This window comes from Pararhodospirillum photometricum DSM 122 (assembly GCF_000284415.1).
Lineage (GTDB): Bacteria > Pseudomonadota > Alphaproteobacteria > Rhodospirillales > Rhodospirillaceae > Pararhodospirillum > Pararhodospirillum photometricum.
The window spans coordinates 746,232-769,311 of sequence record NC_017059.1 but is presented as its reverse complement, the minus strand read 5'-3'; the positions used below and the strand labels follow the sequence as shown (position 1 = coordinate 769,311).

At 62.4% G+C, this 23,080-nt stretch carries 21 protein-coding genes, 1 rRNA gene and 1 other annotated feature; of the genes, 10 read left to right on the top strand and 12 right to left on the bottom strand.

Annotation, left to right across the window (positions count from 1 at the left end):
• Positions 1-24 precede the first annotated feature (24 nt).
• Complete coding sequence (locus tag RSPPHO_RS03345; RefSeq protein WP_014413865.1) at positions 25-1,707, bottom strand: tetratricopeptide repeat protein; 1,683 nt, start codon at positions 1,705-1,707, stop codon at positions 25-27.
• On the opposite strand from RSPPHO_RS03345, the gene RSPPHO_RS03340 reads away from it, so the two are divergent.
• The 5 genes from RSPPHO_RS03340 (at position 1,637) to RSPPHO_RS22125 (ending at position 8,087) form a co-directional block, all read left to right on the top strand.
• On the top strand, positions 1,637-3,004 hold the full coding sequence (locus RSPPHO_RS03340) for an efflux transporter outer membrane subunit (protein WP_242390560.1): 1,368 nt from the start codon (positions 1,637-1,639) through the stop codon (positions 3,002-3,004). The genes RSPPHO_RS03345 and RSPPHO_RS03340 overlap by 71 nt on opposite strands.
• On the top strand, positions 3,001-4,101 hold the full coding sequence (locus RSPPHO_RS03335) for an HlyD family secretion protein (protein WP_014413863.1): 1,101 nt from the start codon (positions 3,001-3,003) through the stop codon (positions 4,099-4,101). The genes RSPPHO_RS03340 and RSPPHO_RS03335 overlap by 4 nt, the downstream gene beginning before the upstream one ends.
• 80 nt (positions 4,102-4,181) lie before the next feature.
• The gene (gene rbbA, locus RSPPHO_RS03330) at positions 4,182-6,968 is read left to right on the top strand and encodes a ribosome-associated ATPase/putative transporter RbbA (RefSeq protein ID WP_041793952.1); all 2,787 of its coding nucleotides are present in this window, start codon (positions 4,182-4,184) and stop codon (positions 6,966-6,968) included.
• Between the two features lie 4 nt (positions 6,969-6,972).
• A complete protein-coding gene (locus tag RSPPHO_RS22130) occupies positions 6,973-7,476 on the top strand; it encodes an ABC transporter permease (protein WP_479687244.1) in 504 nt (167 codons plus the stop codon).
• On the top strand, positions 7,449-8,087 hold the full coding sequence (locus RSPPHO_RS22125; RefSeq protein WP_479687243.1) for an ABC transporter permease: 639 nt from the start codon (positions 7,449-7,451) through the stop codon (positions 8,085-8,087). The genes RSPPHO_RS22130 and RSPPHO_RS22125 overlap by 28 nt, the downstream gene beginning before the upstream one ends.
• 120 nt (positions 8,088-8,207) lie before the next feature.
• Here the strand turns inward: RSPPHO_RS22125 and RSPPHO_RS03320 are convergent, their stop codons facing one another.
• Together RSPPHO_RS03320 and RSPPHO_RS18320 are read right to left on the bottom strand one after the other, a co-directional pair.
• Positions 8,208-8,513, bottom strand: a complete 306-nt coding sequence (locus RSPPHO_RS03320; RefSeq protein WP_041793949.1) for a BON domain-containing protein — start codon at positions 8,511-8,513, stop codon at positions 8,208-8,210.
• A 58-nt stretch (positions 8,514-8,571) separates the two neighbouring features.
• Positions 8,572-8,727 carry a DUF3309 family protein gene (locus RSPPHO_RS18320; RefSeq protein WP_041793946.1) on the bottom strand — a complete coding sequence of 52 codons (156 nt, stop codon included), beginning with the start codon at positions 8,725-8,727 and terminating at the stop codon, positions 8,572-8,574.
• A gap of 764 nt (positions 8,728-9,491) precedes the next feature.
• Between RSPPHO_RS18320 and RSPPHO_RS03310 the strand changes: the two genes are divergently transcribed.
• Complete coding sequence (locus RSPPHO_RS03310; RefSeq protein WP_041793945.1) at positions 9,492-9,923, top strand: hypothetical protein; 432 nt, start codon at positions 9,492-9,494, stop codon at positions 9,921-9,923.
• Positions 9,924-10,290: 367 nt separating this feature from the next.
• Positions 10,291-11,397, top strand: coding sequence for a lipid A deacylase LpxR family protein (locus RSPPHO_RS03305; protein ID WP_081581632.1), 1,107 nt, complete (start codon positions 10,291-10,293; stop codon positions 11,395-11,397).
• Positions 11,398-11,548: 151 nt separating this feature from the next.
• Here RSPPHO_RS03305 and RSPPHO_RS17485 read toward each other — a convergent pair whose 3' ends face one another.
• Together RSPPHO_RS17485 and RSPPHO_RS03295 are read right to left on the bottom strand one after the other, a co-directional pair.
• Complete coding sequence (locus RSPPHO_RS17485) at positions 11,549-12,427, bottom strand: OmpA family protein (RefSeq protein WP_014413858.1); 879 nt, start codon at positions 12,425-12,427, stop codon at positions 11,549-11,551.
• Between the two features lie 15 nt (positions 12,428-12,442).
• Positions 12,443-12,844: a hypothetical protein gene (locus tag RSPPHO_RS03295; protein WP_041793939.1), complete on the bottom strand. Its 402-nt coding sequence runs from the start codon at positions 12,842-12,844 to the stop codon at positions 12,443-12,445.
• A gap of 644 nt (positions 12,845-13,488) precedes the next feature.
• Here RSPPHO_RS03295 and RSPPHO_RS03290 point away from each other — a divergent pair.
• A complete protein-coding gene (locus RSPPHO_RS03290) occupies positions 13,489-13,659 on the top strand; it encodes a CsbD family protein (RefSeq protein ID WP_041793938.1) in 171 nt (56 codons plus the stop codon).
• A gap of 134 nt (positions 13,660-13,793) precedes the next feature.
• Positions 13,794-14,183, top strand: coding sequence for a PRC-barrel domain-containing protein (locus RSPPHO_RS03285; protein WP_041793936.1), 390 nt, complete (start codon positions 13,794-13,796; stop codon positions 14,181-14,183).
• Positions 14,184-14,250: 67 nt separating this feature from the next.
• Here RSPPHO_RS03285 and RSPPHO_RS03280 read toward each other — a convergent pair whose 3' ends face one another.
• The 3 genes from RSPPHO_RS03280 to RSPPHO_RS03270 are packed head-to-tail and all read right to left on the bottom strand — an operon-like array spanning position 14,251 to position 16,109.
• Positions 14,251-14,601, bottom strand: coding sequence for a chaperone modulator CbpM (locus tag RSPPHO_RS03280; protein WP_041793933.1), 351 nt, complete (start codon positions 14,599-14,601; stop codon positions 14,251-14,253).
• The gene (locus tag RSPPHO_RS03275; protein WP_041793931.1) at positions 14,594-15,547 is read right to left on the bottom strand and encodes a DnaJ C-terminal domain-containing protein; all 954 of its coding nucleotides are present in this window, start codon (positions 15,545-15,547) and stop codon (positions 14,594-14,596) included. The genes RSPPHO_RS03280 and RSPPHO_RS03275 overlap by 8 nt, the downstream gene beginning before the upstream one ends.
• Before the next feature lie 4 nt (positions 15,548-15,551).
• On the bottom strand, positions 15,552-16,109 hold the full coding sequence (locus RSPPHO_RS03270) for a general stress protein (RefSeq protein WP_014413853.1): 558 nt from the start codon (positions 16,107-16,109) through the stop codon (positions 15,552-15,554).
• A 1,198-nt stretch (positions 16,110-17,307) separates the two neighbouring features.
• Positions 17,308-17,555: a sequence feature (23S ribosomal RNA rRNA prediction is too short), on the top strand.
• Between the two features lie 82 nt (positions 17,556-17,637).
• Here RSPPHO_RS03270 and rrf point away from each other — a divergent pair.
• Positions 17,638-17,752, top strand: a 5S ribosomal RNA gene (gene rrf, locus RSPPHO_RS03260).
• A gap of 161 nt (positions 17,753-17,913) precedes the next feature.
• Here the strand turns inward: rrf and hydE are convergent.
• The 4 genes from hydE to hydG form a co-directional block, all read right to left on the bottom strand.
• Positions 17,914-18,945, bottom strand: a complete 1,032-nt coding sequence (gene hydE, locus RSPPHO_RS03255; RefSeq protein ID WP_277905262.1) for a [FeFe] hydrogenase H-cluster radical SAM maturase HydE — start codon at positions 18,943-18,945, stop codon at positions 17,914-17,916.
• Between the two features lie 101 nt (positions 18,946-19,046).
• Positions 19,047-20,276 (bottom strand): [FeFe] hydrogenase H-cluster maturation GTPase HydF, encoded by a 1,230-nt coding sequence (gene hydF / locus RSPPHO_RS03250; protein WP_041793928.1) that lies wholly within the window; start codon positions 20,274-20,276, stop codon positions 19,047-19,049.
• Entirely contained in the window at positions 20,273-21,688 is a 1,416-nt protein-coding gene (locus RSPPHO_RS03245) for an aspartate ammonia-lyase (RefSeq protein WP_014413850.1), read from the bottom strand. Before RSPPHO_RS03245 ends, hydF begins: the two co-directional genes overlap by 4 nt.
• Positions 21,675-23,078: a [FeFe] hydrogenase H-cluster radical SAM maturase HydG gene (gene hydG, locus RSPPHO_RS03240; RefSeq protein WP_041793926.1), complete on the bottom strand. Its 1,404-nt coding sequence runs from the start codon at positions 23,076-23,078 to the stop codon at positions 21,675-21,677. Before hydG ends, RSPPHO_RS03245 begins: the two co-directional genes overlap by 14 nt.
• Positions 23,079-23,080 lie beyond the last annotated feature (2 nt).

The following is a 23,080-nucleotide window of genomic DNA, read 5'->3' as shown; positions in this document are numbered from 1 at the left end:
GGTGGCTGCCCCCCAGACCTCGCGTCACGCCGAGGGGGAGGGCGCCGCGCGGTCTCCCTTGTCGGGCTCGTCCTCGTCTTCGTCCAGATCCTCTTTCTCGGCCCGCCGCCGCGCCCCACGCGCCGCCGCCGATACGGGATCCCAATCGACGCGGCTGTTGATGGCACCCGGTCGTTCGGCCCAGGCCGGATCGGCCAGCAGGCGCGGGCCGGTGGTCCGTTTGAGCATGTCCTCGACGCGGCGCAGATTGCTTTCGGCGACGCTGGCGGCGCGCTCCAGGCTCATCATGCGGTAGGTGCCCAGCGCCTTGCGAAAAGCCTCGGCGGCATCTTCCAGGGGCGCGCGCTTCTGGGCGTGCTTGGCAAGCAGGAACAGAGCCGAGCCCAAGGTGTTCTGGGTGGCGGCCCAGGCCAGGGGGGCCGCCTCGTAGGTGCGCACGCTGAGGGCTTGTTTGCAGGCATCGACGGCCCGCTCCAAAATCGCCACCGAGCGCATATGGTCGCCGTAGACCTGCAAGACCTGGGAAATGGTGTTCATCAGATCGGCCCACTTGCCCGGATGCTCGGCGCGGGTGAACAGCTGCATGGCGCCTTGCAGGCATTGCAGCGGCTCCTTGAGCGACTCCACCGCGCCATCGAGCAAGGCGTGCTTGTAGAGCACCATGCCCAGGCGGACTTGAAGGCCGGCCCAGTCGCGGGGATGCTCCGCGCGGGGCAGGGCGTCGAGCGCGCCACGGTAGGCTTCCGCTGCCCGGGTGAGGGCGTCGAGAGAATCGGTGCGTTCGCCCATCCCCTGCAAAGCGAGACCGATGGAGCGATGCAAAAAGGCCCACTCCAAATCGGCGTCGGGCGGCAGCAGGCCCAGGGCCGTGCCGTAGGCATCCACGGCGGTTTCGCTCCACACCGTGTCGCGGGCCAGATGGCCGAGGGCGGCGCAGGCGTGGCCGTAGCACGACAAGATGGCGGTCTGCTCGGCCGGGCCGAAGCCGGCGGGGGGCTCCAGGCCCAGGGGGCGCGCGTCCTCGACTGCCGCCGGCAGTACGGCCAGCAGGGAACTGGCCTGCCCTTCGCCCCGGGGTTCAATGGCGGCCAGCGTGATGGCGCGCACCAAAGGCGTCCACTCGGGGCCGAAGTCAAGCGGCAGGGCAAGCCACGTCAGGGCGTGGGGCAGGCCGGGCCGGTCATCGTCGGCCTGGGCCAAGCCGGTGAAATGCAGTTCCACCAAGGCGGCGGCGGGATCAACGAGGCCCCAGACGACCAAGTCCGCGTTTTCGCGATCGAGCAAGGCGCGCGCCTGACGGCCGGCCTGGGCCAGGGCGGTGAGCGGATCGTCCTCGTTTGTGACCTCGACGGCGCGTGAGACGCCCTTGACGCTGATCCCGCCCAGAGGCTCCAAGGCGGCGAGGAGGCGGGCGCGCTGGGCATCACCGTCGTCGTTGGGCAAGCTGGCGACCACCAGACGCAAGGGTTGCTCCAGCCGTGAGGCCGAGACCACCCACATGGCTCCGGCATTGGAGCGGCGCCGGCCGGGCAGCAGGCGGCCCAGCCAGCGCAGCCAGCGGGGCCCCGAGGCGGCGGCCAGGGCGTCGCGGGTCAACGCCGAGGGCTCGGGGCCGCCGACCCGTTCGCTCAAGGTGGTGAGGCGCCGGGCGAGGCGGGTCATCAGGCGCAGGCCGCTGTCGGGATCCTCGGCCAGATGGTCGCGCAAGGCTCACTGGCGACAGTTTTTTGTCGCCCCCGCCCTAATCGCCACCCTCGACGCCGCGCTGGCCCACAACCGCGACCTGCGGATCGCCCTCCAGCGGGTGGAAAGCGCCCGAAGTCAGACGCGGATCCAACAGGCCGACCTCTGGCCACAGATCACGGCGGGATCAACGCTGGAGCGCTCGCGAACCCCGGCCGACTTGTCTCCCTCCGGCAAGGTTATGGCCGCCAATACCGTTCAGGCCTCGGTGCAGGCCCGTTGGGAACTGGATTTATGGGGTCGAGTACACAATCTCGAAGCGAGTGCCCTGGCGCGATGGCTGGCGAGCGACGAGGCACGCCGTGCCGTGGCCCTCACGGTGGTGGCCGAAGTGGCCCACACTTGGCTGCTAGGCCGTGACCTGGACGAGCGCATCGCCCTGGCGCGGCGCACGACGGCCAGTCGCCGCGACTCCGCACGCATCGCACGGCGCCGCTACGAGGTCGGGGCGGCGCCGCGTTTGGACATGACCCAGGCCGACACCTTGCTGGGCCAAGCCGAAAGCGCAGTGATTGCCCTGGAGCAGCGGCGCGACGAGACCCTTCATGCCCTAGCACTCCTGGTGGGGCGTCCGGTGGAAGACACCGTGGTGCCGCTGTCGGCGTTGGATGCGGTGGTGGTCCGCGACCTGCCTCCCGGCGTGCCCTCCGACCTGCTGGAGCAGCGGCCCGATATTCGAGCCGCCGAAAGCCGCCTGCGTGCCGCCGAGGCCGATATCGGCGTGGCCCGGGCGGCTTTTTTCCCGCGCATTGCCCTTACCGGCAGCATGGGAACGGCCAGCGCGGCCCTGGACGGCTTGTTTTCACCGGGAAGCGGAGCGTGGACCCTGGCCGAGAGCATTCTGACCCCGGTTTTCGACGCAGGCCGCCTGCACGGGGCCCTGAGCGACGCCAAGGCCCAACGCGCCGCCGCCGTGGCTGACTACGAGCGGACGGTCCAAGGCGCTTTTCGCGATGTCGCCGATGCCTTGGCGGCGCGGCACTGGTTGGGCCGCCAAGTGGAGGCGCAAAACCGCACCTTGGCGGCGTTGACCGAACGCGCCCGCCTGTCCGACCTGCGCTACCGCAACGGGGCGGCGCCACACCTGGAGGTGCTGGAGGCCCAACGCGACCTGTTTGCCATCGAGCAGACCTTGATCGAGACCCGCCGGGCGCGTCTGTCGAGCGAGGTGACGCTGTTCACCGCCCTGGGCGGCGGACCGGATGCCCCCTCCGCCCCCCCGACGCCCGTCTTCGAGACCCCAACCGGGACGACCCCATGACCGATCCAGACGCCCCTTCAGCCCCCCCGCCCCGCCGCCGGCCCTGGATCCTTGGTGGCGTGCTCTTGCTGCTGGGCCTGGGCGCCGCCGGCGCCGTGGGGTGGGCGGTGACCCCCCGGGGGCTGGCCGAGGGATTTGCGAGTGGGAACGGGCGGATTGAAGCCGTCGAGATTGACGTCGCGGCCAAAACACCCGGTCGGCTGGCTGATATCCTGGTGAATGAGGGGGAGATGGTCCAGCGCGGGCAGGTGGTCGCGCGGATGGATACCTCGGTCCTTGAGGCCACCCACGACGCGGCGCAAGCCGACCTGAGCAAAGCCCAAAGCGCCATTGCCATTGCCGCAAGTCAGGTCGCCCAGCGCCGCAGCGAGCACGCGGCAGCCCTCGCCGTGCTGACCCAGCGCAAGGCCGAGTTGAAGGTGGCCACCAAGCGCCTCGCGCGCTCACGCACCCTGTCGCGCGAAGGGGCGGTCGCGGTACAGGAGTACGACGACGATCTGGCGCTCCAAGAGGGGAGCCAGGCCGCGGTGGGGGTGGCCGTGGCCCAGGTGGCAGCGGCCGACGCCGCCATCGTCACCGCCCAAGCCCAGGTAGGGGGCGCCAACGCCGGTGCCGACGCCGCCCGAGCCACGGTGGCCCGCATCCAGGCCGATCTCGACGACAGCGCCCTCAAAGCGCCGCGCGACGGGCGGGTTCAATATCGCGTGGCACAACCCTCCGAGGTGGTGGCGGCGGGCGGCAAGGTTCTGAACCTTGTCGATCTTTCAGATGTGTACATGACCTTTTTCCTGCCTGAAACCGCGGTCGGCACCTTGAGGCTGGGCAGCGAGGTCCGGCTGATCTTGGATGCCGCTCCCCAATGGGTGATCCCGGCGCGGGTGTCCTTCGTCGCCGACGTTGCCCAGTTCACGCCCAAATCGGTGGAAACCGCCAGCGAGCGTCAGAAGCTGATGTTCCGGGTGCGCGGACAGCTCGACCCGGCCTTGCTGCGCAAATTCAGCCGCTCCGTGAAAACCGGCTTGCCCGGGATGGCCTATGTTCGGATCGATCCCACCCAGGCGTGGCCGGCATCGCTGGCCCTGCATGTGCCGGACTAACCCTCCCGCCCTCTTGAGTCTCCCCCGGATGAGTCACGGCGGACGTCGTGCGGTCCCAGATCAGCGGAGCGGAACCCCGGATGAGTCAACTCGGACGTCGCGCGGTCTTGTCTCCTCCCCCCCCTGCCCTCTCCTCGGAGATCCGGCTTGAGGGCGTCAGTCTGCGCTATGGGGCAACCCTGGCGCTCGATGGCGTAAGCCTTTGCTTGCCCGGGGGACAAACCATCGGCGTGATCGGCCCGGACGGGGTGGGGAAATCAACCCTGTTCAGCCTGATCGCCGGGGCACGGCGGGGGCAGGTGGGGGGGGTGCGGGTCCTGGGCGGCGACATGGCCGATGCCCGGCACCGGGCCCGGGTGTGCCCCCGGATCGCCTTCATGCCCCAGGGGCTGGGGCGCAATCTGTATGCAACCTTGTCGGTGGTCGAGAATCTCGAGTTCTTTGCCGGGCTGTTCGGTCAGGGCAAGGACGAGAGGGCGAGCCGGATCGATACCTTGCTGACCAAAACCGGCTTACAGGCGTTTCGCGAGCGACCTGCGGGCAAGCTGTCGGGTGGCATGAAGCAGAAGCTGGGCTTGTGCTGTGCCCTGATTCATGACCCGGACCTGCTGATCCTTGACGAGCCCACGACCGGGGTCGATCCCTTGTCGCGCGGGCAGTTCTGGGACTTGGTGGAACAGATCCGTGCCACGCGACCGGGCATGAGCATCCTGGTCGCCACCGCATACATGGAAGAAGCGGCCCGCTTCGAGCTTCTGGTTGCGATGCATGCGGGCCGGATTATCGCCCAGGGCTCCCCCGCGGCCTTGCTGGCCCGCACCGAGGCCGCGACCTTGGAAGAGGCCTTCATCGCCTTGATGCCCGAGGAGCAGCGCCGACGGCACCGCCCCGTCGTGATTGGCCCGCGCCCGGCCGACACGGCGCACGATGTGGTGATCGAGGCGCGGGGACTCACGGCCCGCTTTGGGACTTTTACCGCCGTCGATCATGTCGATTTTCGGATTGAGCGTGGGGAGATCTTTGGTTTTCTCGGCTCGAACGGGTGCGGCAAGACCACCACCATGAAAATGCTGACCGGCTTGCTCAAGGCCAGCGACGGCGAGGCGTGGTTGTTTGGGGGGCGCGTGGCCACGGTGGACCGGGCCCTGCGTCGGCGGGTCGGCTACATGACCCAGGCTTTTTCCCTGTATGCGGAACTGAGCGTCAAGAACAACCTCTTTTTGCACGCGCAACTTTTCAGCGTTCCGGCGGATGAGATCCCAGCCCGGGTCCACGAGATGATTGAACGCTTCGACCTGGGGGGGGTGGTGGATGCCCTGCCCGACAGCTTGCCCCTGGGGGTCCGCCAACGGCTGTCTCTGGCTGTGGCCATGGTGCACAAACCAGACGTGCTGATCTTGGACGAGCCGACCTCGGGCGTTGACCCCATCGCCCGCGACCAGTTTTGGCAAAGGATCGCCGACCTGTCGCGCCACGACCACGTCACCATTTTTATCTCGACCCACTTCATGAACGAAGCGGCGCGCTGTGACCGGATCTCCTTGATGCATGCCGGGCGGGTCTTGGTGTGCGACACCCCGGCGGGGGTCATGGCCCGCGAGGGCGCGACCACCTTGGAAGCCGCGTTCATCGGCGCCTTGACGGCGGCCGGGGGGAACGCCCCCCCTCCCCAGGCTGCCCCAAACACGGCCAAAGACGGGGCGCCGGCTCCCTTCCCCTGGGGGGCGGCGGGGAGCGCGAGGTTCAGCATGCGCCGTCTGGGGTGCTATACGCGCTGCGAAACGCTGGAACTGCGCCGTGACCCGCTCCGGGCCACCTTGGCGTTGCTGGGCACCGTGATTTTGATGTTGATCATGGGCTATGGCCTCAGCCTTGATGTGGACAACGTCCCTTTTGCCGTTCTCGACCACGATGACACCGCGTTGAGCCGGGATTATGTCTTGGCTCTGGCTGGGTCCTCCTCCTTCGTTGAACAGCCGCCGCTCCTCGACGAAGCGGACCTGGAACGGCGTTTACGAAGCGGCACGATTGCCGTCGCCATCGAATTCCCGCCAGGCTTCGGTCGCTCCGTGGACCGTGCAACCCCGGTCGAGATCGGAGTATGGGTGGATGGCGCCATGCCCCAACGCGGCGAGACCATCCAATCCTACCTGCAAGCCCTGCACGCCGGTTGGGTGAGCGACACAGCGCGTCGTCGGCTGGGAACCAGGCCGAAGGGAAGTCCGGTCGTCGTCGAAATACGATTTCGATACAACCCAGATGTGATCAGCGTCGTGGCCCTGGCCCCGGCCATGATCCCGCTGTTGCTGCTGATGATTCCCGCCATGCTAACGGCCTTAAGCGTGGTGCGGGAAAAAGAGCTGGGCTCCATCGTCAATCTGTATGTCACGCCGGTGACACGCAGCGAATTCCTGATCGGCAAGCAGCTTCCCTACCTCGCGTTAAGCATGGTCAATTTTGCCCTCATGACCCTTTTGGTCACCGTGGTGTTCCAGGTTCCCCTGACCGGCAGCCTGATGTTCCTCAGCACGGCGGCCCTGATTTACGGAGTGGCGGCCACGGCCTTGGGGCTGGTGATGTCCACGTTCATGCGCAGCCAGATTTCCGCCGTTCTGGGCACGGCCATCGGCACCCTCATCCCGGCGCTTCAATACGCTGGGCTGATCAATCCGGTGTCGTCGTTGGAAGGCGTGGGGGCGGTGATCGGGCGGATCTTTCCCGCCACGTATTTTCTGATCATTACGCGCGGAACCTTTTCCAAAGCCCTGGGCTTTGCCGACCTCTGGCCGTTTTTGCTCCCTCTGGCCGCCAGCGCCGTGGTCTTGATGGGCCTGTGCATTGCTCTCCTCAAGAAACAGGAGAAATGACACCATGGCGATCGCCTCAATTTTTCGTCTTGGTGTCAAGGAGTTGCGCGGTCTGGCCGGTGACCGCATCATGATAATTTTGATTCTCCATGTCTTCAGCCTGGGGATTTACGTGGCGGCCACCGCCATTCCGGACACGCTCCACCATGCTCCGATCGCCATCGCGGACGAGGATGCCTCTCCCTTGTCCCAGCGGCTCGCGGCGGCGTTCTACCCCCCGCATTTCCGCCCCCCCGACCTGATCTCGGTCGCGGCCATCGATCGCGGCCTGGACACCGGAACCTATACCTTCGTTCTGGATATCCCCCCGGGGTTTCAGCGCGATGTCCTGGCTGGGCGGCAGCCGGCGGTTCAACTGAATGTCGATGCCAACATGATCAGCCAAGCCTTCACGGGCAGCCTCTCCATCCAGACGATGATCACCCAAGAGGTCACGCGCTTCGTCGCCCGCCCCGTCCCCCGGCCCCGGTCACGTTGGCGTTGCGCGCACGATACAACCCAAGCCTGATCCAGGCGTGGTTCGGCGCCGTGATGGAGATCATCAACGGTGTCACCATGCTGTCGATCGTTCTGACCGGCGCGGCCCTGATCCGCGAACGGGAACGGGRCACCCTTGAGCACCTTCTGGCCATGCCGGTCTCGCCGTTGGAGATCATGGCCGCCAAGATCTGGTCGATGGGCTTGGTGGTTCTGGGGGCCTCGACCGGATCCTTGCTGATCATGGCCCGGGGCATCCTGGGGATCCCGCTGGCCGGTTCGCTGCCTTTGTTTCTGGTCGGGGCGACGTTAAACATTTTCGCGACCACGGCCCTGGGCATAGCCATGGGCACCATCGCCCGCTCAATGCAGCAATTCGGGATCATGATCATCCTGGTCTTGATCCCGCTTCAGGTCCTGTCCGGGGGGGTGAGCGCGCGCGACAGCATGCCCGAGGCCGTGCAAGCCCTCATGACCCTAGCGCCGACCACCCATTTCGTCATTCTGGCCCAAGCGATCTTGTTTCGCGGGGCGGGAATCGAGAGTGTGTGGCCCCACCTCCTGGCACTGGCCGCCCTGGGCAGCGTCTTTTTCAGTGCGGCGCTGTGGTATTTCCGCCGCTCGATGACGTCCATGGGGTGATCTGTTGTCAGAAAGCCGAGCGTCCCCGCCTGGGCGTCTTGTGATAAACGCCAAACCAAAAATCCCGGTCGTTTTATGACCGGGATTTTCGGGGTCTTGARGAAAAAGAGGTGAAGATCTTTATTTAACGATCAGGTTATTGCGTACAGATCGTACACCGCTCACTTGGCGCGCCACCGCTCCGGCGTGTGAAACCATTCGGGACGAGTCAACAAAGCCGCTAAGCTGTACAACATTATCCTGAGTCGTCACATCGATCTGCATGACCTTCAAGGCGTCGTCTTTCAGGATTTCCATCTTTACCTTTGCTGTTATGGCGGAGTCGTCAATATAGGTTCCCGTACTATCGCTGCTCGCCGTTTCCGCACAAGCGCCCAGGGCGAGCGCTGCGGCCAGAAGGCTACGAGCAAAAACGAGGCTGCTCATCGGCTCTCTCCTTTTCACAGGGATTAGGACAGGCATTCAAGGGCCAAAACCTCGCCGTTCAGATCCGCCCGAGGAGAAGGAGGATGATCAAAACAACAAGAAGAATCGAAAGCCCACCACTGGGATAGTACCCCCAGTTACTGCTATGATTCCACCTGGGCAAAGCACCGATAATCAGGAGGATAACGATGATAAGAAGAATAGTACCAGCCATTGGATTTCCCTTTCTTTATTTGAACACGCGTTGTTCCACTCGATCTTTTCTGTAAACATAGCCAAAAAACGACAGCAATTTTTTATTGACATTATCATTGTAAAATTATACTGCGCATCTAAAATAATTCACTTGGTCGATGCCCTTCAATAATATGAACGTACAAAAATAATTCTATTTTTATCGTGTAAGTGAACTTTTGTTGAGATTGCCAGAACCTTTCTCTTGAGGAAGCGGCCGTGGAATAGCGCCCCCCTTCTGTCAAAGGCTTCATGGCAGAGCCTCAATCCGCTCTCTTTTTTGTTCCGGCCTCCAGAACGGGGAAGGAGGTTTGATCGCCATCAACACAATGCGCAAAATCAAGTGTTCTGAATAGAATCGGAAAATACCTATCGCTGAATAGAGGAATGTTACAACCAGACCACAAGCAGGACGCAGTCTCTTGAGGGTCACCTCCTTGAGGCATGAAAATAAATGATAAATGGGGAGGATAGCGTCTCAAGGGAGAATGAATCTGGGAAAGCCAGCTTCTCCGACCTTCATTTTTTCTCAATTTTTGGTGTCGTAACGGTTTTTCCAACGGGCGACCGTTATCAATTGGGTATTTTCCGACCCTTCTTTCGGCTCGATGTTTGAAATAAATTCAATGATCTTGACGCAAACTCACCTTATGCGGTCGTCAAATCAATTCACCTTCCGATGTGGTTTTCGTTAATTTCATGAACATATCGGAGATACCCCTCATCTTTCTTGGAGTCTGTTCGATGAACTATCTTGGCATTGCAACGCTGATGGTTCTTGGCGTGCTGTCGGTGCCGGTACAGGCACAGATGCGCTCCGATAGTAACCGCCATGAGGAGACGACGCCGTTCCGGGGAGACGGCCCGCGGGAGCACCGGGAGTTTCCCGCCGCCCCCTCTCACCGCTTACCCCCGTCTCCCATCGGGCAGAACGCCTCTGCCGAGGACTACCTGAGATCGGCCCGGGATTCCCTCGCGGCCGGTCGGACCGGCCAAGCCCAGCAGTCTCTTGAAATGGCCGAAACCCGGGGGCTCAGTCGCACCGTCGTTCAAGGGCACGCCAACGAACGGACGCAAGAGAAGGTCAGCCTCCAGATTGCCGAGGCCCGCCGGGCTTTGGGGAACGGGCAGCGCCGCGAGGCCCTGCGCCTCATCGACAGTATTCTGATGCCCTAGAGGACTAGGCGCTACACCGGATTCAGTCACGATACTCTAGCTCTTTGTTTTTCCCTCGACGCTCTCCGAAAAACGGTTCCCTCTTTTCGGGCCTCACCCTAGGCAGGGTCCGCTTCACCGGAAAGCAGGCCGGCTCTCTTCTTTTTTGATTGAGGGTGTCTGCTCGGAACAACCGGTCCTCCTCTTTCTCTGACCCACGCTCCCCCGGAGAGAGGCCAGGCAGAGCCTCTTCCGGCTGAGTATTTTCCGATCCTCTGCCTCGACATGCCCCGGAAGTACCTTCGGGGCGCGTTGGGGGGGGCGAAAGAGTCCCAGAGCGGCCCTTTCTAAAACTGCCAAAATCACGGCCATCAAGAGGTGAGCGGACATGGGAACAAAGAAAAGTTTTTTGAGAAAATATCAAAATAAAAATCCCACTCTATGGCGGAATAGCTATAAAAAATCAGCGCTTTTAAAGTGTGTTTTGCTTACTGCTGTGGGGATTTTTACAGAAGCAACCGCGGTCCATGCCGAAGACAACGGCCGCCTTTCCGTGGTCGAAGAGAATGATTATTTTTCCTCCGGCGGTCGGGATCAGCACTACACCCAGGGGATCCAGCTTGATTATCTCTCCCCGGATCTTGGACCCGACGGGATCGCGCTCCCCATGAAATGGATCGCCTCCTTCAGTCCGATTTTCTCCGATGGAAAGACAACAACCTCGCGCAAGCTAGATTTTTCCTTAGCTCAAAAGCTGTACACCCCTCGTGACACAACCCTAAACACACCTGATCCGCGTGATCGTCCGTACGCCGGGTGGATCAATGCCGGCGTGAGCCTGCTCAAGGACGCCGATCAAAAGGTTTTGGATCACCTTCAGATCCAGATTGGTCTGGTTGGGCCTGGAGCTCTGGGGCGCGAAACACAAAACCACTATCATATCGGCATCAACTCCCCCATCTCCCATGGCTGGAGTTCCCAGCTCGATAATGAACCCACTTTCAATTTATATTACGATCGTCATTACCGCTTTTCACATGACCTGACCCATGCGCTGTCGGTCGAGGTCTTGCCGTCGGCTGGGGTGGCGGTTGGGAATGTCTATGACTATGCCGCAATGGGGGGGCGGGTACGCGTGGGCCGAAACCTGAAGGTGGACTATGGTCCAAACCGGATTGCCCCGGGCCCGACGGGAACAGCTTACTTCAACAAGGACAACTTTGCCCCGGACACGCTCTTTGGGTGGTATGTGTCGGTAGGGGTGGAAGGGCGGGCGATGGCCCACAATATGTTTCTTAATGGAAACAGTTTCTCGTCAGGCCCCTCGGTCCCCATGCGTCCCCTGGTTGGAGATCTTGAGGGGAGTATCGCGATTTTTTACTCAGACTGGGCCAAGTTATCGTATTCTCATATTCTAAGATCTCAAGAGTTTTATACCCATGAAGACCCTGATAATTTTGGGTCATTCCAGCTTTCTGTTGGCTTGAATTTTTAGGGAAACCATTCAAGGGGCCGTGAAGCCACGACGGTTCTTCACATAAAAAGAAGAAGGCTGGGGAGGCGCGGCCTCCCCAGGCCCCTCGGTCTCTTGAGTCTTTCGGACGAGGGGCCCCAGCCTGCCCTTTTTTGGGTGCCGGTTTGCGGGCTTACTGAACCAAAATGATCTCAACGCGCCGGTTCTGTTCCCGCCCCGCCGGGGTGGTATTGGTGGCGACGGGCTGGGTTTGGCCAAAACCATACGCCTGAACCTGGTTGGTCAGCGTACCGTCTTGGGTCAGGGCTCTGGCCACCGCATTGGCCCGTTCCACGGACAGATCGTCATTTTGCGCCGTGGAGCCGACGCTGTCGGTATGGCCTTCCACGCGAACCAAGGTGGCGGGGTTGGCGCGCAGATAGGTCATCAGGGGCGCAAGGCGAGCGCTGGACCCAGAGCGCAGAGCCGCACTGCCCGTTTCAAACATAACGTCTTGCAAGACAAGAGAGGCGCCGTACTCGCCAAACCTCAAATCGTAGTCACGCAACTGTTCACGCATCGCCTGGGCGGTCTGCTCCGGGGTCCGGGGCATCGGCGTCGGAAACTGCTGCAGGTCCCGCGCGTGACGCCTGTCGAGCGGACGCAGCCCCGATGCATTTCTGGCACGCTCGGCGTCACGGTCGCGCGCGGCAATCATGATCTGGCTTTGCTGCGCTTTAAGCGCGACAGTCTCTGTTTTTGCCCGCTCCTGACGCCCGTGGATCTGGGCAAGGGTGATGTAGCCCTCGGCCAAGGTCAGGTCATGCGTCACTTCGGCGGCGGTGTCGGGCTGGGTCAGAGCCTTGCGCGCCGCGGCAAGGAAAGTTTCGGCCCGAGCAAGGTCGGTATGGCCATATTCAGCGGTGTATTTATCGCCATAGGCCTCCTTCAGCTCCTGCTCGATACGGCGCAACTCTGTCGTATCCTGGGGGGGAGGGATCGTGCAACCCGCCAGGACGCCGGCAACCGCCAGAGCCGCGATCGCCAAACCCGTTTTTGTCTTGATGATCATAGGGAGCTCTCCTGACTATTTGTGTTCGGAGGTCAGCATCTTGATGCTATGGCTGGTTTCAGTGCGGATCCTTTCCAAAGAGGACAGGCGAGAGGTGCCCGCGGTGGTGTCAGCGAGCAACTCGGCTTCCGACGCCCGCCATTGGGCCTGTTGATCATTCCCGCGCGCCGAGGCTGCCCGAGCCTCCTTCAGCTTCTCCTGGGCCATGGAAAACGACGGATATTGCGTCGCGGCCGGAGATTCACGCGACACCAGCTCGATTTTCGCTTCGGCCCGGGCGATCGCCGTCCGGGCATCCGGGCGGGTATTCAGATCATCGGCATAAGCGCTGCCTAGGCTGGCCGTGCAGGCCACTGCGGCAAGCCCGGCGGCCAGCAGCCACCGCGACGTGGTCTTGGGAGGGAGGGGGTGGGTCATGTCATCTCCTGGAGACAAGGAGGAGAGGAGAGGCTGGCAGCCGTGCGCCATCGCAGGCCGGAGCCCTCCCGAATGGTGGGTGGGCAGAAATAATGAAATCGATTCGATAGTAAAAAGCCCATCAAGAGGAATATAGAAAATACGAGCCTGATGACTAGCGCGGGCCCATAAGTTAATTTTGGGGCTTCTCCATCGATTATCAATAATTAAACGATATAATACGAGGGAGATAGACTCGGAATATACTCACAGGCTTTTTCGTCTGGTGGGGCAGAAAGGGGAAGCTCCCTCCGGGAGGACACCTGGCGCACCACGTCCGATCCCGATCAGCGGATGACATGACCGTCTCGCCTTAGGGAGAAAAGGAAAGAACGAGGAGGCCAAGCCCCGCAAACTCTTCATTCTTTAGGGGCGGAATGGAAAGCCATGGGTATATTCCGATACTAACGCCATTCATTCATCGTGCTTAGGATAAAAAATGTCGCAAGAAAGTCGCGCCAGATCCAATAAAAGCGCGCCTCTTTCATCCTTTGCGACACCGCGGAATCCACTGCGACTCTGGTCCGCGCAACTATTTTTCCAATAAAGGGGCGATGATGACTGGATTTTCGTCGTGGAGCAACAAGCAAAAAGAGGGAACTGATATGGATAAGGACCGGATCGCCGGCGCCGCCAAGCAAGCCAAGGGTGCCGTCAAGGAGGCCACGGGCAAGGTCCTCGGCGACGCCAAGATGAGCCAGGAGGGCAAGCTGGAGAAGGTTGAGGGCAAGGTCCAAAACGCCATCGGTGGCGCTCGGGACAAACTCAAGGAGTAAACGGTACCGAGAGAGCGGGGCTGAAACTGACTCCCATTTCACTCCGTTCTCTCGTCAAAAGGATCTCCTTCGGAGTTTTGCACATGACATGTCATCAAGGTTTCATCTGGACTCCACGCGAGGGGAGAGGCCCCATGAAAATCAATTTGATCTTTATCTGGGTCGCCGCTGTTTTGACGGTAACCGGGGTCAATGAAGGGTACGCCCAAGGGGTGCCCCAGACCCTTGCCACAGTCCAGGTCGATATGAGCACGCTGGCAACCGGCTATCGGGTTTCCAAGGTGGTGGGCGGCTCTGTTGTCAATAAGGCCAACGAGACGGTGGGCACCGTTGATGACTTGATTGTGACCCCCGACGAAAAGGTCCCCTTTGCGGTTTTGTCGGTCGGTGGATTCCTGGGGGTAGGGGCCAAGTACGTTGTGGTTCCCTTCAGCGCGATCCAGGTCACCGAAAACAAGATGGTCCTGCCAGAGGCGACAAAAAAGTCTCTGGAAGACCTTCCCAGCTACAAATACAGTAAGTAGCCAAAATCTATATTTTTAAAATTAATGAAGGGGAACCCGGCATATTCGGGCTCCCCTTTTTTATTTCTTAATCTTCATTATCATTATAATAAACATCGTCGGACATCAGGTGACAGGTCAGAATACGGTGCATTTCGTCGGGCGGCATGTGGAGCAAAGCATGCCGCAAATCACGCAGACGCCGGCGCAGGTCGTAAAGCTGGTCGAGCAACGACAGCACGATGGGCAGGGCGTCCTCGTTGACCAACATCTCATCGCGCAACTCCCGGATCAGCCTGACCCGGGCGACATCAATATCCCTGAACACATAGGTTCCGTCCTCTTCATCCGGTCGCACCCACTCGTTGTCGATCCATCGCTTCAGATCTTCTTGGGTGAGGCCGGAGAGCTGAATGATGAGGACGTCGAGACTAATCATGGGGTGTCTCCATCGCCTGGCGGGGAGTGAGAGGGGGCTCTGGCGTCCATGCGCGCAAAAACGTTTCCAAGGCAGCGTCTGCGGGGCCAATCACCACGCGCAGCGTGGCGAGGAGATCCCCCGCCGCGTCGCCGCCCCAAGCCGGAACGCCCCGTTGGCGCAAGCGAAGGGTCGTGCCGCTTTCCGAATAGGGAGCCAGCCGGACGCTCACAGGGCCACCGGGCGTCGGCACGGTGACCGCTCCCCCAAGAACCGCCTCGGGCAGCGAGATCGGCAGATCCAACCGGAGGTCTTGGCCACTGCGGCGAAAGAACGGGTGAGACCCAACGCGAATGGTGATCAGGGCATCCCCCGGTGCCCCGCCGTGGGATCCAGCCCCCCCCTGGCCGCGCAAGCGTAAGGTCTGCCCATCGGGGGTTCCCGGTGCAATTTTGATGTCCAAAACGCGTCCCCCGGGAACCTCCACACGCTGGGAGGCGCCGCGAAGGGCATCAAGAAACCCAACATCCAAAAAGGACGAGACGTCGCGCCCGCGCCGTGCCCGAGCCCCGCCCGGACGCGACGCAGGATCGTCAAACAGGGAGTTCAACAGGTCGTTGAGATCGCCGGGGTCCCAGCTCTGGGACGGGCCCTGTGTCGCAGAGGGCCGGCGCCGGCTATAGCGGCGCTCTGGATCCGTCTCGGCAAAGTCGCGGTAAAACGCAGAGGTCGGTTGCTCCAGCCCGGTAGCATTGATTTCGCCCCGGTCAAAACGCCCGCGCCTTTCCGGGTCCGACAGAACGTCGTGAGCCACCGAGACATTCTTGAACCGCTCTTCGGCCAGGGCATTGCCCGGGTTCAGGTCGGGATGATGCTCCTTGGCCAACGCGCGATAAGCACGATGGATCTCGTCTTGGCTCGCGGTCCGGGCCACGCCAAGCGTCGCGTACGGATCAGGCGCCGCCACCTCCTTAGGTCTCCGCGGGCAGCAGAGGGGAAGGCTGGGCCGCGGTCACGCCGACGTGAACCGTCAAGTGGGTGGGCTCCAGGGAGGCGAGAAGAGCGCGGGCCCGAGCGATATCCTCAGGGGATCCATGGGCCATCACCAAAAAGTTGTCGGCGATCACGGCGGCCTCATACTCGATCACGCTGTCCTTGGGGAGCCCAAGACTGTAAAGCGCAGCCCCGAGCGCGCTGAGGCCACCCACCACGATGGCGTTCTCCACCACGGCGACGGCGGTCGCGGCCAGTCCCCCTAAAACCATCACAGGCCCGGTGACCGGCAAGGTCAGCAGCAAACCGCCAAGAAACAAGGCCCACAGCCCCCCCCAAAAGGCGCCCCGCAGGCCCCAGAACTTCACCCGGTCTCCGGTATTGTAAAAGCCAACCACCTTCTCTTCTGTATGGTATCCTTTTCCAACAACACTGATCGCGTTCATTTGAAAGCCGTTGGCGCTCAAAATCTTGACTGCATTCTCCGCCGCCAGATGATCGGAAAAGACAGCAATCGTCACGTCCGGTGAAGTCATTGTAGTGTCCTTCCGGGTTTGGAGAGAAGCGCACTCTCCCCGGCTGGGGCCGCTGTCTCTCTCTGGTCAGCGTATCCGCTTGGGCTTGACGACCGGGAGGATCGGAAAATACTTATTTTTGGGAGAAAAATGACATCAGTCGATCTCTGAAATGACCGCCTTGATCAGAGAGATCCCCTTCAGCAGGGAAGGCCAAGCAGCCCGCCGCCCCCCAAGGGCTCGTGGGCGATAAAACCTCAAAAACGCAGGAGACTGACGTGCCGATCCTTGCCCCCCTCCCTAAAAACCTTTGTAAAACGCCACAACATTGATCTGGTGACAACAAAGCCCAAGACCCCTGAAAGTCCTTGACTCAATCCCCCATTCCGGTCAATCCCTTACAAAGAGGGTATCCCCTGCATGCGCAGGGATGAACCCAGGGCGGCAACAGCAGCGGAAAGGGTAGTAACGTATCCCCTGCATGCGCAGGGATGAACCCTTGCCGGGGCGGGAGCCACTCGACGCGGTGATGTATCCCCTGCATGCGCAGGGATGAACCCTCGATCTCCATCCCCTGGGGGATAATCGCGGCGTATCCCCTGCCGCTGACGAGGTCTGTGTGCGCCTCACGCCCCCGACCTAGGCAACCCCTACCCCAACCCCGCCGCCGCACCAGGGCGCCGTTTTTTGGGGAGTGCTTGATCCCGGGCGGTCGCCGTCCGATAATACCTCTTGAAAGTTGGGGGTGCGGGTGTGGGGAGGTGATCGGTTTGGCAAAGGTGGGGAGGTGGGATTAGGCGGGAAATGGTGAGATAAAACGGGACGTTAGACTGAAATGGCCCCGAAGGGCGGTTTGGCACAGATTGATCGGCTCTGATCGTAATTAGCAGGTGATTTGGCACACGAAGCGAGAGGGAATGGCCGAGGGTGGCATGGGTTTTGGCGCAGCCACCCTCGTACCGGCAACGACCTACCTAGTGGCCGCAAGCAGCAATAATGCCAGCGTTTATGGAATTTTGGACGTCGGAGATTTTATTCTCGTAAAACGATACAATAACACCATCTGATACAAATTTATTATAGCCTACGTATGCTCCGTACGAATTTTTTGCATTATATTTTCCACACACAACCTTGCCATCTTCAAATCCAACGATGCTAACATCTTTGAATTTTACACTTTCAGGATCTTTCATGTCTCTTCTAACTCTATCAATAGCGTCAAACTTGAGAGGAGCTGTCCCTAGTACGAGAGGACCGGGATGGACATCCCTCTGGTGTACCAGTTGTCACGCCCGTGGCATCGCTGGGTAGCTAAGGATGGACAGGATAACCGCTGAAAGCATCTAAGCGGGAAGCCTCCCTCGAAACCAGGTTTCCCTATCAGGACCGTGGTAGACCACCACGTTGATAGGCCGGGTGTGGAAGCGCAGTAATGCGTGAAGCTAACCGGTACTAATCGTCCGATCGGCTTGATAAACGCGCAGAGGCCAGGCCGGCCCTAGCGCTTGTAAATTCCCATAACGACATCATCAGACGGCTTCGATGGCTTGGTGGTCATGGCGAACAGGAAACACCCGATCCCATCCCGAACTCGGCCGTGAAACTGTTCAGCGCCAATGGTACTGCGTCTTAAGGCGTGGGAGAGTCGGTCGCCGCCAGGCCTTCAAAGCCGTCTGTCAAAGAAATCCTCTTAGAAAGCCCGCTCCGGTGATTCCGGGGCGGGTTTTTTCGTTTGCGCGAAAATTAAGGCTGGGGAGGCGAGCCTCCCCAGGCCCCTCCATTCCATTGATCGTGGGGTCTGGGGAGGCCGTGCCTCCCGGCCTTAATTTGTGGCACTCCGGCGCGCATGCGCCGGCGCGTCGCCCCAGGCGTTCCAGCCGACTCGCCGACCAGTGCGGCGCACCCGCGATTCCAGGCACAGCCGGCAGTCGGCGCGGGCTTCGTCGAGGCAGGGTTTGCCGTCGTAGAGTTGATAATTGCGCCGAACCGCGCGCGGGGTCAGGCTGGGCATGGTGACGTTGGCGCCGAACGAGATGCCGCGTTCGCGTCCGTCGGGGACCAGGGCTTGTAAGGCGGTGGTGGCGGCGATGTTGACGTCACGCAGCACCAGACGGCACACCGCGATCATTTTGAGAGCCAGGGCCAAGCGTTGGTCCGGGGGCAACAGCGGGGCGTCTGGCATGGCGTTGCCTGGTGCCGGCAAGTAGGGGCCCATGCCGATCATGTCGATGGCTTCGCGGGCAAAAAAGCGGATGTCGGCGACGAGATCGGCCAAGGTTTGCCCGGGCAGACCAATCATCACCCCGGTGCCGACCTGAAAACCGACCGCGCGCAGATCCTTCAGCGCCTGCAAGCGGGTTTCTAGGCGTTGGCTGGGCGGATGCAGGCGGGCGAACAGGGCGGGGTTGGTGGTCTCGATGCGCAGCAAATAACGATGGGCCCCGGCCGCATGCCAGCGGGCGAAGGTGTCGCGGTCCTGTTCGCCGAGCGACAAGGTGATGCCCAGGCCCTCGGGCAAGGCGGAACTCACCGAACGCTCCTTGATGGTCCGCACACAGTCCTCGATGAACGCGACAAAGGCCGGGTCGCGACGCTCGCCGGCTTGCAACACACAGGAGCCATAGCCGGCGTCCGCCGCCCACAACGCCGCCTCGACCACCTCTTCCCGGCTCAGGGTGTAGCGCTCGACCGCCTTATTCCCCTTGCGAATCCCACAATAATAACAGTCGAGGGTACAAATATTGGAAAGCTCAACAAGCCCCCGGTAATGAACGACATCCCCCAAAACGCGGGTCGTCACCTCATACGCTGCCCGCCGCAAACTCTCCAGCTCCTCCYCCTCCCCGACCCCCAACCAGTACTCAATCTCCGCATCACTGCCCCCCCCAACCTCTAGGGATCGAGGGGTCTGGGGAGGCCCCGCCTCCCCAGCCTTCCTTTTTCCTTTCTCGCCCTTCATCCCCTTCCCTCCCCCCGATGCGCTCGATAGGCCTCATACACCCCGGGAAACGGCCGCAACGCCCGCTCGAACAGCCCCAAACTATAAGCAATCGTCAATCCATAGTTGGTCAGCGGAACGCCAGCCTGACGCGCCTGCAAAATACGGTTCAACATCGCCTTACGGTTAAACGTGCACCCCCCACAATGAACCACGAGCTTATACGGCGACAGATCCTCGGGATACTCGTGCCCCGCCACCGTGGTGAACTCCAAGGCGCCGCCCACGTACTGGGTCAGCCAGCGCGGGATCTTGACCCGGCCAATGTCCTCGGCGATCGGATGATGGGTGCAGGCCTCGGCAATCAGCACGCGGTCGCCGGGACGTAGGGTGTCGATGGCCAGGGCGCCCAGGGTCTGACTCAGCAAGTCGCCCTTGAAGCGCGAGAACAGAATGGAAAAACTGGTCAGCGGCACCTCGGGCGGGGTATCCGCCGCGACTTTAAGAAACACCTGGGAGTCGGTAACGACCAGCTTGGGCGGGCTTTTCAACTGGTCGAGGGCGGCGGCCAACTCGCGCTCCTTGACCACCAGACAGAAGGCATCGTTGTCGAGCAGATCGCGAATGGCCTGGACCTGGGGCAAGATCAGACGGCCTTTCGGCGCTTCCTTGTCGATGGGGACCACCAACACCGCAAGGTTTCCCGGGCCCACGAGGTCGCCCAGGATGTCGGGCTGGCTGATGACGTCGGCTGGGGCGTGATCGACCAGGGCATGGCGCAGGGCGTTGAGGCCGTCGCCGGTCTGGGCCGAGACGGCGACAACGGGCAGATCGGGCGGCAGGGCGACCTCGGGTGCCGGCAGGTCGGCCTTGCTGCGCACCACGATCACCGGGGTTTGGCGCTCGGCCATGGCGGCGGCGATGCCCTGCTCATAGGGGCCCCAGGCGCCATCGGTGACGAGGAGGGCAAGGTCGGTGCGCTCGAAGGCTTGCCGGGTCTTGGCCACCCGCTGGTCGCCCAGGGCGCTGTCGTCGTCGAGGCCGGCCGTGTCGATGAACACCACGGGGCCGAGCGGCAGCAGTTCCATGGGCTTTTCCACCGGATCGGTGGTGGTGCCGGCCTGGGCCGAGACGATGGCGACCTGCTGACGGGTCAACGCATTGAGTAGGCTCGATTTGCCAACATTACGGCGACCAAACAGGCCGATGTGCAGGCGCAGGCCGCGCGGGGCGTTTGCGTGGGTCATGGGCGAATGTCCGGGGTGCCAAGGCGGCACACCGCCTCGGGGGAGAGCAAGGCGTCGAACTGGGCTTCGTCGAGCAGGCCGGCCTCGCGGACCAAGGCGCGCACCGGGCGGCCTTCGCGCGTGGCCCGTTCGGCCAGGGCTTGGGCGGTGGCGTAGCCCAGCACCGGGACCAGGGCGGTGACGCTGGCGGTGGTGCTTTCCACGTGCTGGCGGCAGCGCGCCGGGTCGGCCTCCAGGCCCTCGACGCAGTGGCGGGCCAGGATGTCGCAGGCGTTGGCCAGCAAGGCGAGGCTGTCGAGTAGGCTATCGGCGATCAGGGGCAGGAAGGGGTTGAGTTCCAGCGAGCCGAGGCCGGCGGCGGTGGTGATCGCCTGATCGTGGGCCATGACCCTGAGGGCGGCCTGAGTCACCGCCTCGGGAATCACCGGGTTGACCTTGCCGGGCATCATGCTGGAGCCGGCTTGGCGCGGCGGTAGGCGCAGCTCGCCCAGGCCAGCGGCCGGGCCCGAGGCCAGCAGCCGCAGGTCGCCGGCGATCTTGAGCAAGGTGGCGGCGCCGGTTTTGACGAGGCCCGAGACTTCCACGAACACGTCGGCGTTCTGGGTGGCGTCCACCAGATTTTCGGCCCGGGCCACCCCGACGCCCGAGAGGCGGCGCAAGGTGTCCACGACCTGGAAGATGTAGGCCCGGGGCGCGCCGGTGCCGGTGCCGATGGCGGTGCCGCCCAGGGGGACGACGCGCAGGCGCTCGACACATTTATAAAGACGCCAGCGGTCGCGGGCCAGGGCCTCGGCGTAGGCGCCCATCTCGCGGCCGAGGGTGATGAGCACCGCATCTTGCAATTGGGTGCGGCCGACCTTGACCACCGAGGCCAAGCGCTGTTCCTGGCGTTGGAAGCTCTCTTGCAAGAAAACCAGCCGGTCCTCCAGGCGCTTGATCCCCTCGATGGCGGCGAGGCGCAGGGCGGTGGGATAGGTGTCGTTGGTCGATTGCCAGCGGTTGACGTCATCGAGCGGCGACAGGCGAGAGGAGGGACCGGGGGCGTCGCCCAGAATCTGCAAGGCGCGGTTGGTCAGGACCTCGTTGACGTTCATGTTGAGGCTGGTGCCGGCCCCGCCTTGCAGGGCATCGACAACAATATGCGCGGTCAAGGCACCGGCCGCCATCTCGCGGGCCGCCTGGAGCACGGCCTCGGCCTCGGCCTCGCGTCCATCCCAGGCCCCGAGATCGCGCTGGGTCTGGAGGCAGGCCTGTTTGACCAGACCATAGGCGCGCACCAGTCCCGGGGCGACCGGGCGGCCGCTGAGGGGGAAGTTCTCCTGGGCCCGCAGGGTATGCACGCCCCACAAGACGTCGGCGGGCAGCACGCGCTCGCCCAGGGCGTCGGTTTCGCGGCGGTTAGCGATAGACATCGCGGCGGCCTTGCCGAACCTTGGCGACCATGGTGCGGGCGTAGCGGGCGGCGCTGTCGCCCATGCCGGCGATAAAGCCGTCCAAAGCCTGTTCGCCCTGGGCCCGGGTGGCCGGGGTGGCGTAGTCCATCAGGTATTCCTGAAACGTCGAGGCGGCGTTGGGGTCGCAGTGGTCCTTGATGTCGCCGGGGCGAGCCAAGTCCATGAAATCGGCGCCGGTGCGGCCCAGGCGGTAACAGCCGGTGCAAAACGACGGCACATAGCCAAGGCGGGTGATGTCCTGGATCACTTCGTCCAAGGAGCGGTGGTCGCCGAGCGAGAACTGGCTCATGTCGTCGCGCCGGTCGGCGGTGTAGCCCCCGGGGTTGGTGCGGCTGCCCGCCGAAATCTGCGACACGCCAAGCGCCAGGGTCTCGCGGCGCAGGGCCGCTGTTTCGCGGGTGGACATGATGAGGCCGGTATAGGGAACGGCCAGCCGCAGCAGCGCGACGATCTTTAAGAAACTGCGGTCATCGACCGGGGCCGGGGGCTGCTGGGCCAAGGGGGCGCCGGTCGCCGGCTCCAGGCGCGGCACGCTGATGGTGTGAGGACCGACGCCGAAAGTTGTTTCCAGGTGGCGGATGTGGGTCATCAGGGCCAGCAGCTCGAAGCGCCAATCGGCCAGACCGAACAAAACCCCCAGGCCGCAATCGTCAAGGCCGGCGGTCATGGCGCGGTCAATGGCTTGCACCCGCCAGCGGTAGTCCGTCTTGCGCCCGCCCAGATGAACCTGGGCGTAGGTGTCGTGGTGATAGGTTTCTTGGAAAATCTGATAGGTGCCGATGCCGGCTCCCTTGAGGCGGCGGAAGTCCTCGGTGGTCAGCGGTGCGATGTTGACGTTGACGCGGCGGATTTCGCCCGGGCCTTCCTTAACGCCGTACACCGTGGCAATGGATTCCAAGATATAGTCGAGGCTGTCGCGCGCGTGCGATTCGCCGGCCACCAGCAACACCCGCTTATGGCCATCGCGGATCAGGATGCGGGTTTCCTCGGCAATCTCCTCTTGGCTCAGGGCGCGGCGCACGACCTCTTGGTTGCGGGCGCGAAAGGCGCAGTAGCTGCACTCGTTGGAACAGCGGTTGGAGACATAAAGCGGGGCGAACAGCACCAGCCGCCGGCCATAAATGCTTTCCTTGACGAAGCGGGCGGTGGCGAACAGCTCGGCCAGCAGCTCCGGGTCTTCCACGGCCATCAGAGGCACCAGATCCTCAAGATCCAGCCCCCCCAGATCCCGCGCCTTGTCGAGAAGAGCCCGCACGTGGTGTGAGTCAGGCTCGGACGTGGTGGCCAGATACTCCCACAGCGGAGCCTCATGGAGATCAAAGCCGGCGGACGACTGCACGATGGTCATAA

What these genes read in the sequence shown, in the direction of transcription:
- RSPPHO_RS03335 (WP_014413863.1), top strand. Translation starts at nt 3,001, where the DNA reads ATGACCGATCCAGACGCCCCTTCAGCCCCCCCGCCCCGCCGCCGGCCC.
- rbbA (WP_041793952.1), top strand. Translation starts at nt 4,182, where the DNA reads ATGAGTCAACTCGGACGTCGCGCGGTCTTGTCTCCTCCCCCCCCTGCC.
- RSPPHO_RS22130 (WP_479687244.1), top strand. Translation starts at nt 6,973, where the DNA reads ATGGCGATCGCCTCAATTTTTCGTCTTGGTGTCAAGGAGTTGCGCGGT.
- RSPPHO_RS03320 (WP_041793949.1), bottom strand. Translation starts at nt 8,513, where the DNA reads ATGAGCAGCCTCGTTTTTGCTCGTAGCCTTCTGGCCGCAGCGCTCGCC.
- RSPPHO_RS18320 (WP_041793946.1), bottom strand. Translation starts at nt 8,727, where the DNA reads ATGGCTGGTACTATTCTTCTTATCATCGTTATCCTCCTGATTATCGGT.
- RSPPHO_RS03310 (WP_041793945.1), top strand. Translation starts at nt 9,492, where the DNA reads ATGAACTATCTTGGCATTGCAACGCTGATGGTTCTTGGCGTGCTGTCG.
- RSPPHO_RS03305 (WP_081581632.1), top strand. Translation starts at nt 10,291, where the DNA reads ATGGGAACAAAGAAAAGTTTTTTGAGAAAATATCAAAATAAAAATCCC.
- RSPPHO_RS17485 (WP_014413858.1), bottom strand. Translation starts at nt 12,427, where the DNA reads ATGATCATCAAGACAAAAACGGGTTTGGCGATCGCGGCTCTGGCGGTT.
- RSPPHO_RS03295 (WP_041793939.1), bottom strand. Translation starts at nt 12,844, where the DNA reads ATGACCCACCCCCTCCCTCCCAAGACCACGTCGCGGTGGCTGCTGGCC.
- RSPPHO_RS03290 (WP_041793938.1), top strand. Translation starts at nt 13,489, where the DNA reads ATGGATAAGGACCGGATCGCCGGCGCCGCCAAGCAAGCCAAGGGTGCC.
- RSPPHO_RS03285 (WP_041793936.1), top strand. Translation starts at nt 13,794, where the DNA reads ATGAAAATCAATTTGATCTTTATCTGGGTCGCCGCTGTTTTGACGGTA.
- RSPPHO_RS03280 (WP_041793933.1), bottom strand. Translation starts at nt 14,601, where the DNA reads ATGATTAGTCTCGACGTCCTCATCATTCAGCTCTCCGGCCTCACCCAA.
- RSPPHO_RS03270 (WP_014413853.1), bottom strand. Translation starts at nt 16,109, where the DNA reads ATGACTTCACCGGACGTGACGATTGCTGTCTTTTCCGATCATCTGGCG.
- hydF (WP_041793928.1), bottom strand. Translation starts at nt 20,276, where the DNA reads ATGACCCACGCAAACGCCCCGCGCGGCCTGCGCCTGCACATCGGCCTG.
- RSPPHO_RS03245 (WP_014413850.1), bottom strand. Translation starts at nt 21,688, where the DNA reads ATGTCTATCGCTAACCGCCGCGAAACCGACGCCCTGGGCGAGCGCGTG.
- hydG (WP_041793926.1), bottom strand. Translation starts at nt 23,078, where the DNA reads ATGACCATCGTGCAGTCGTCCGCCGGCTTTGATCTCCATGAGGCTCCG.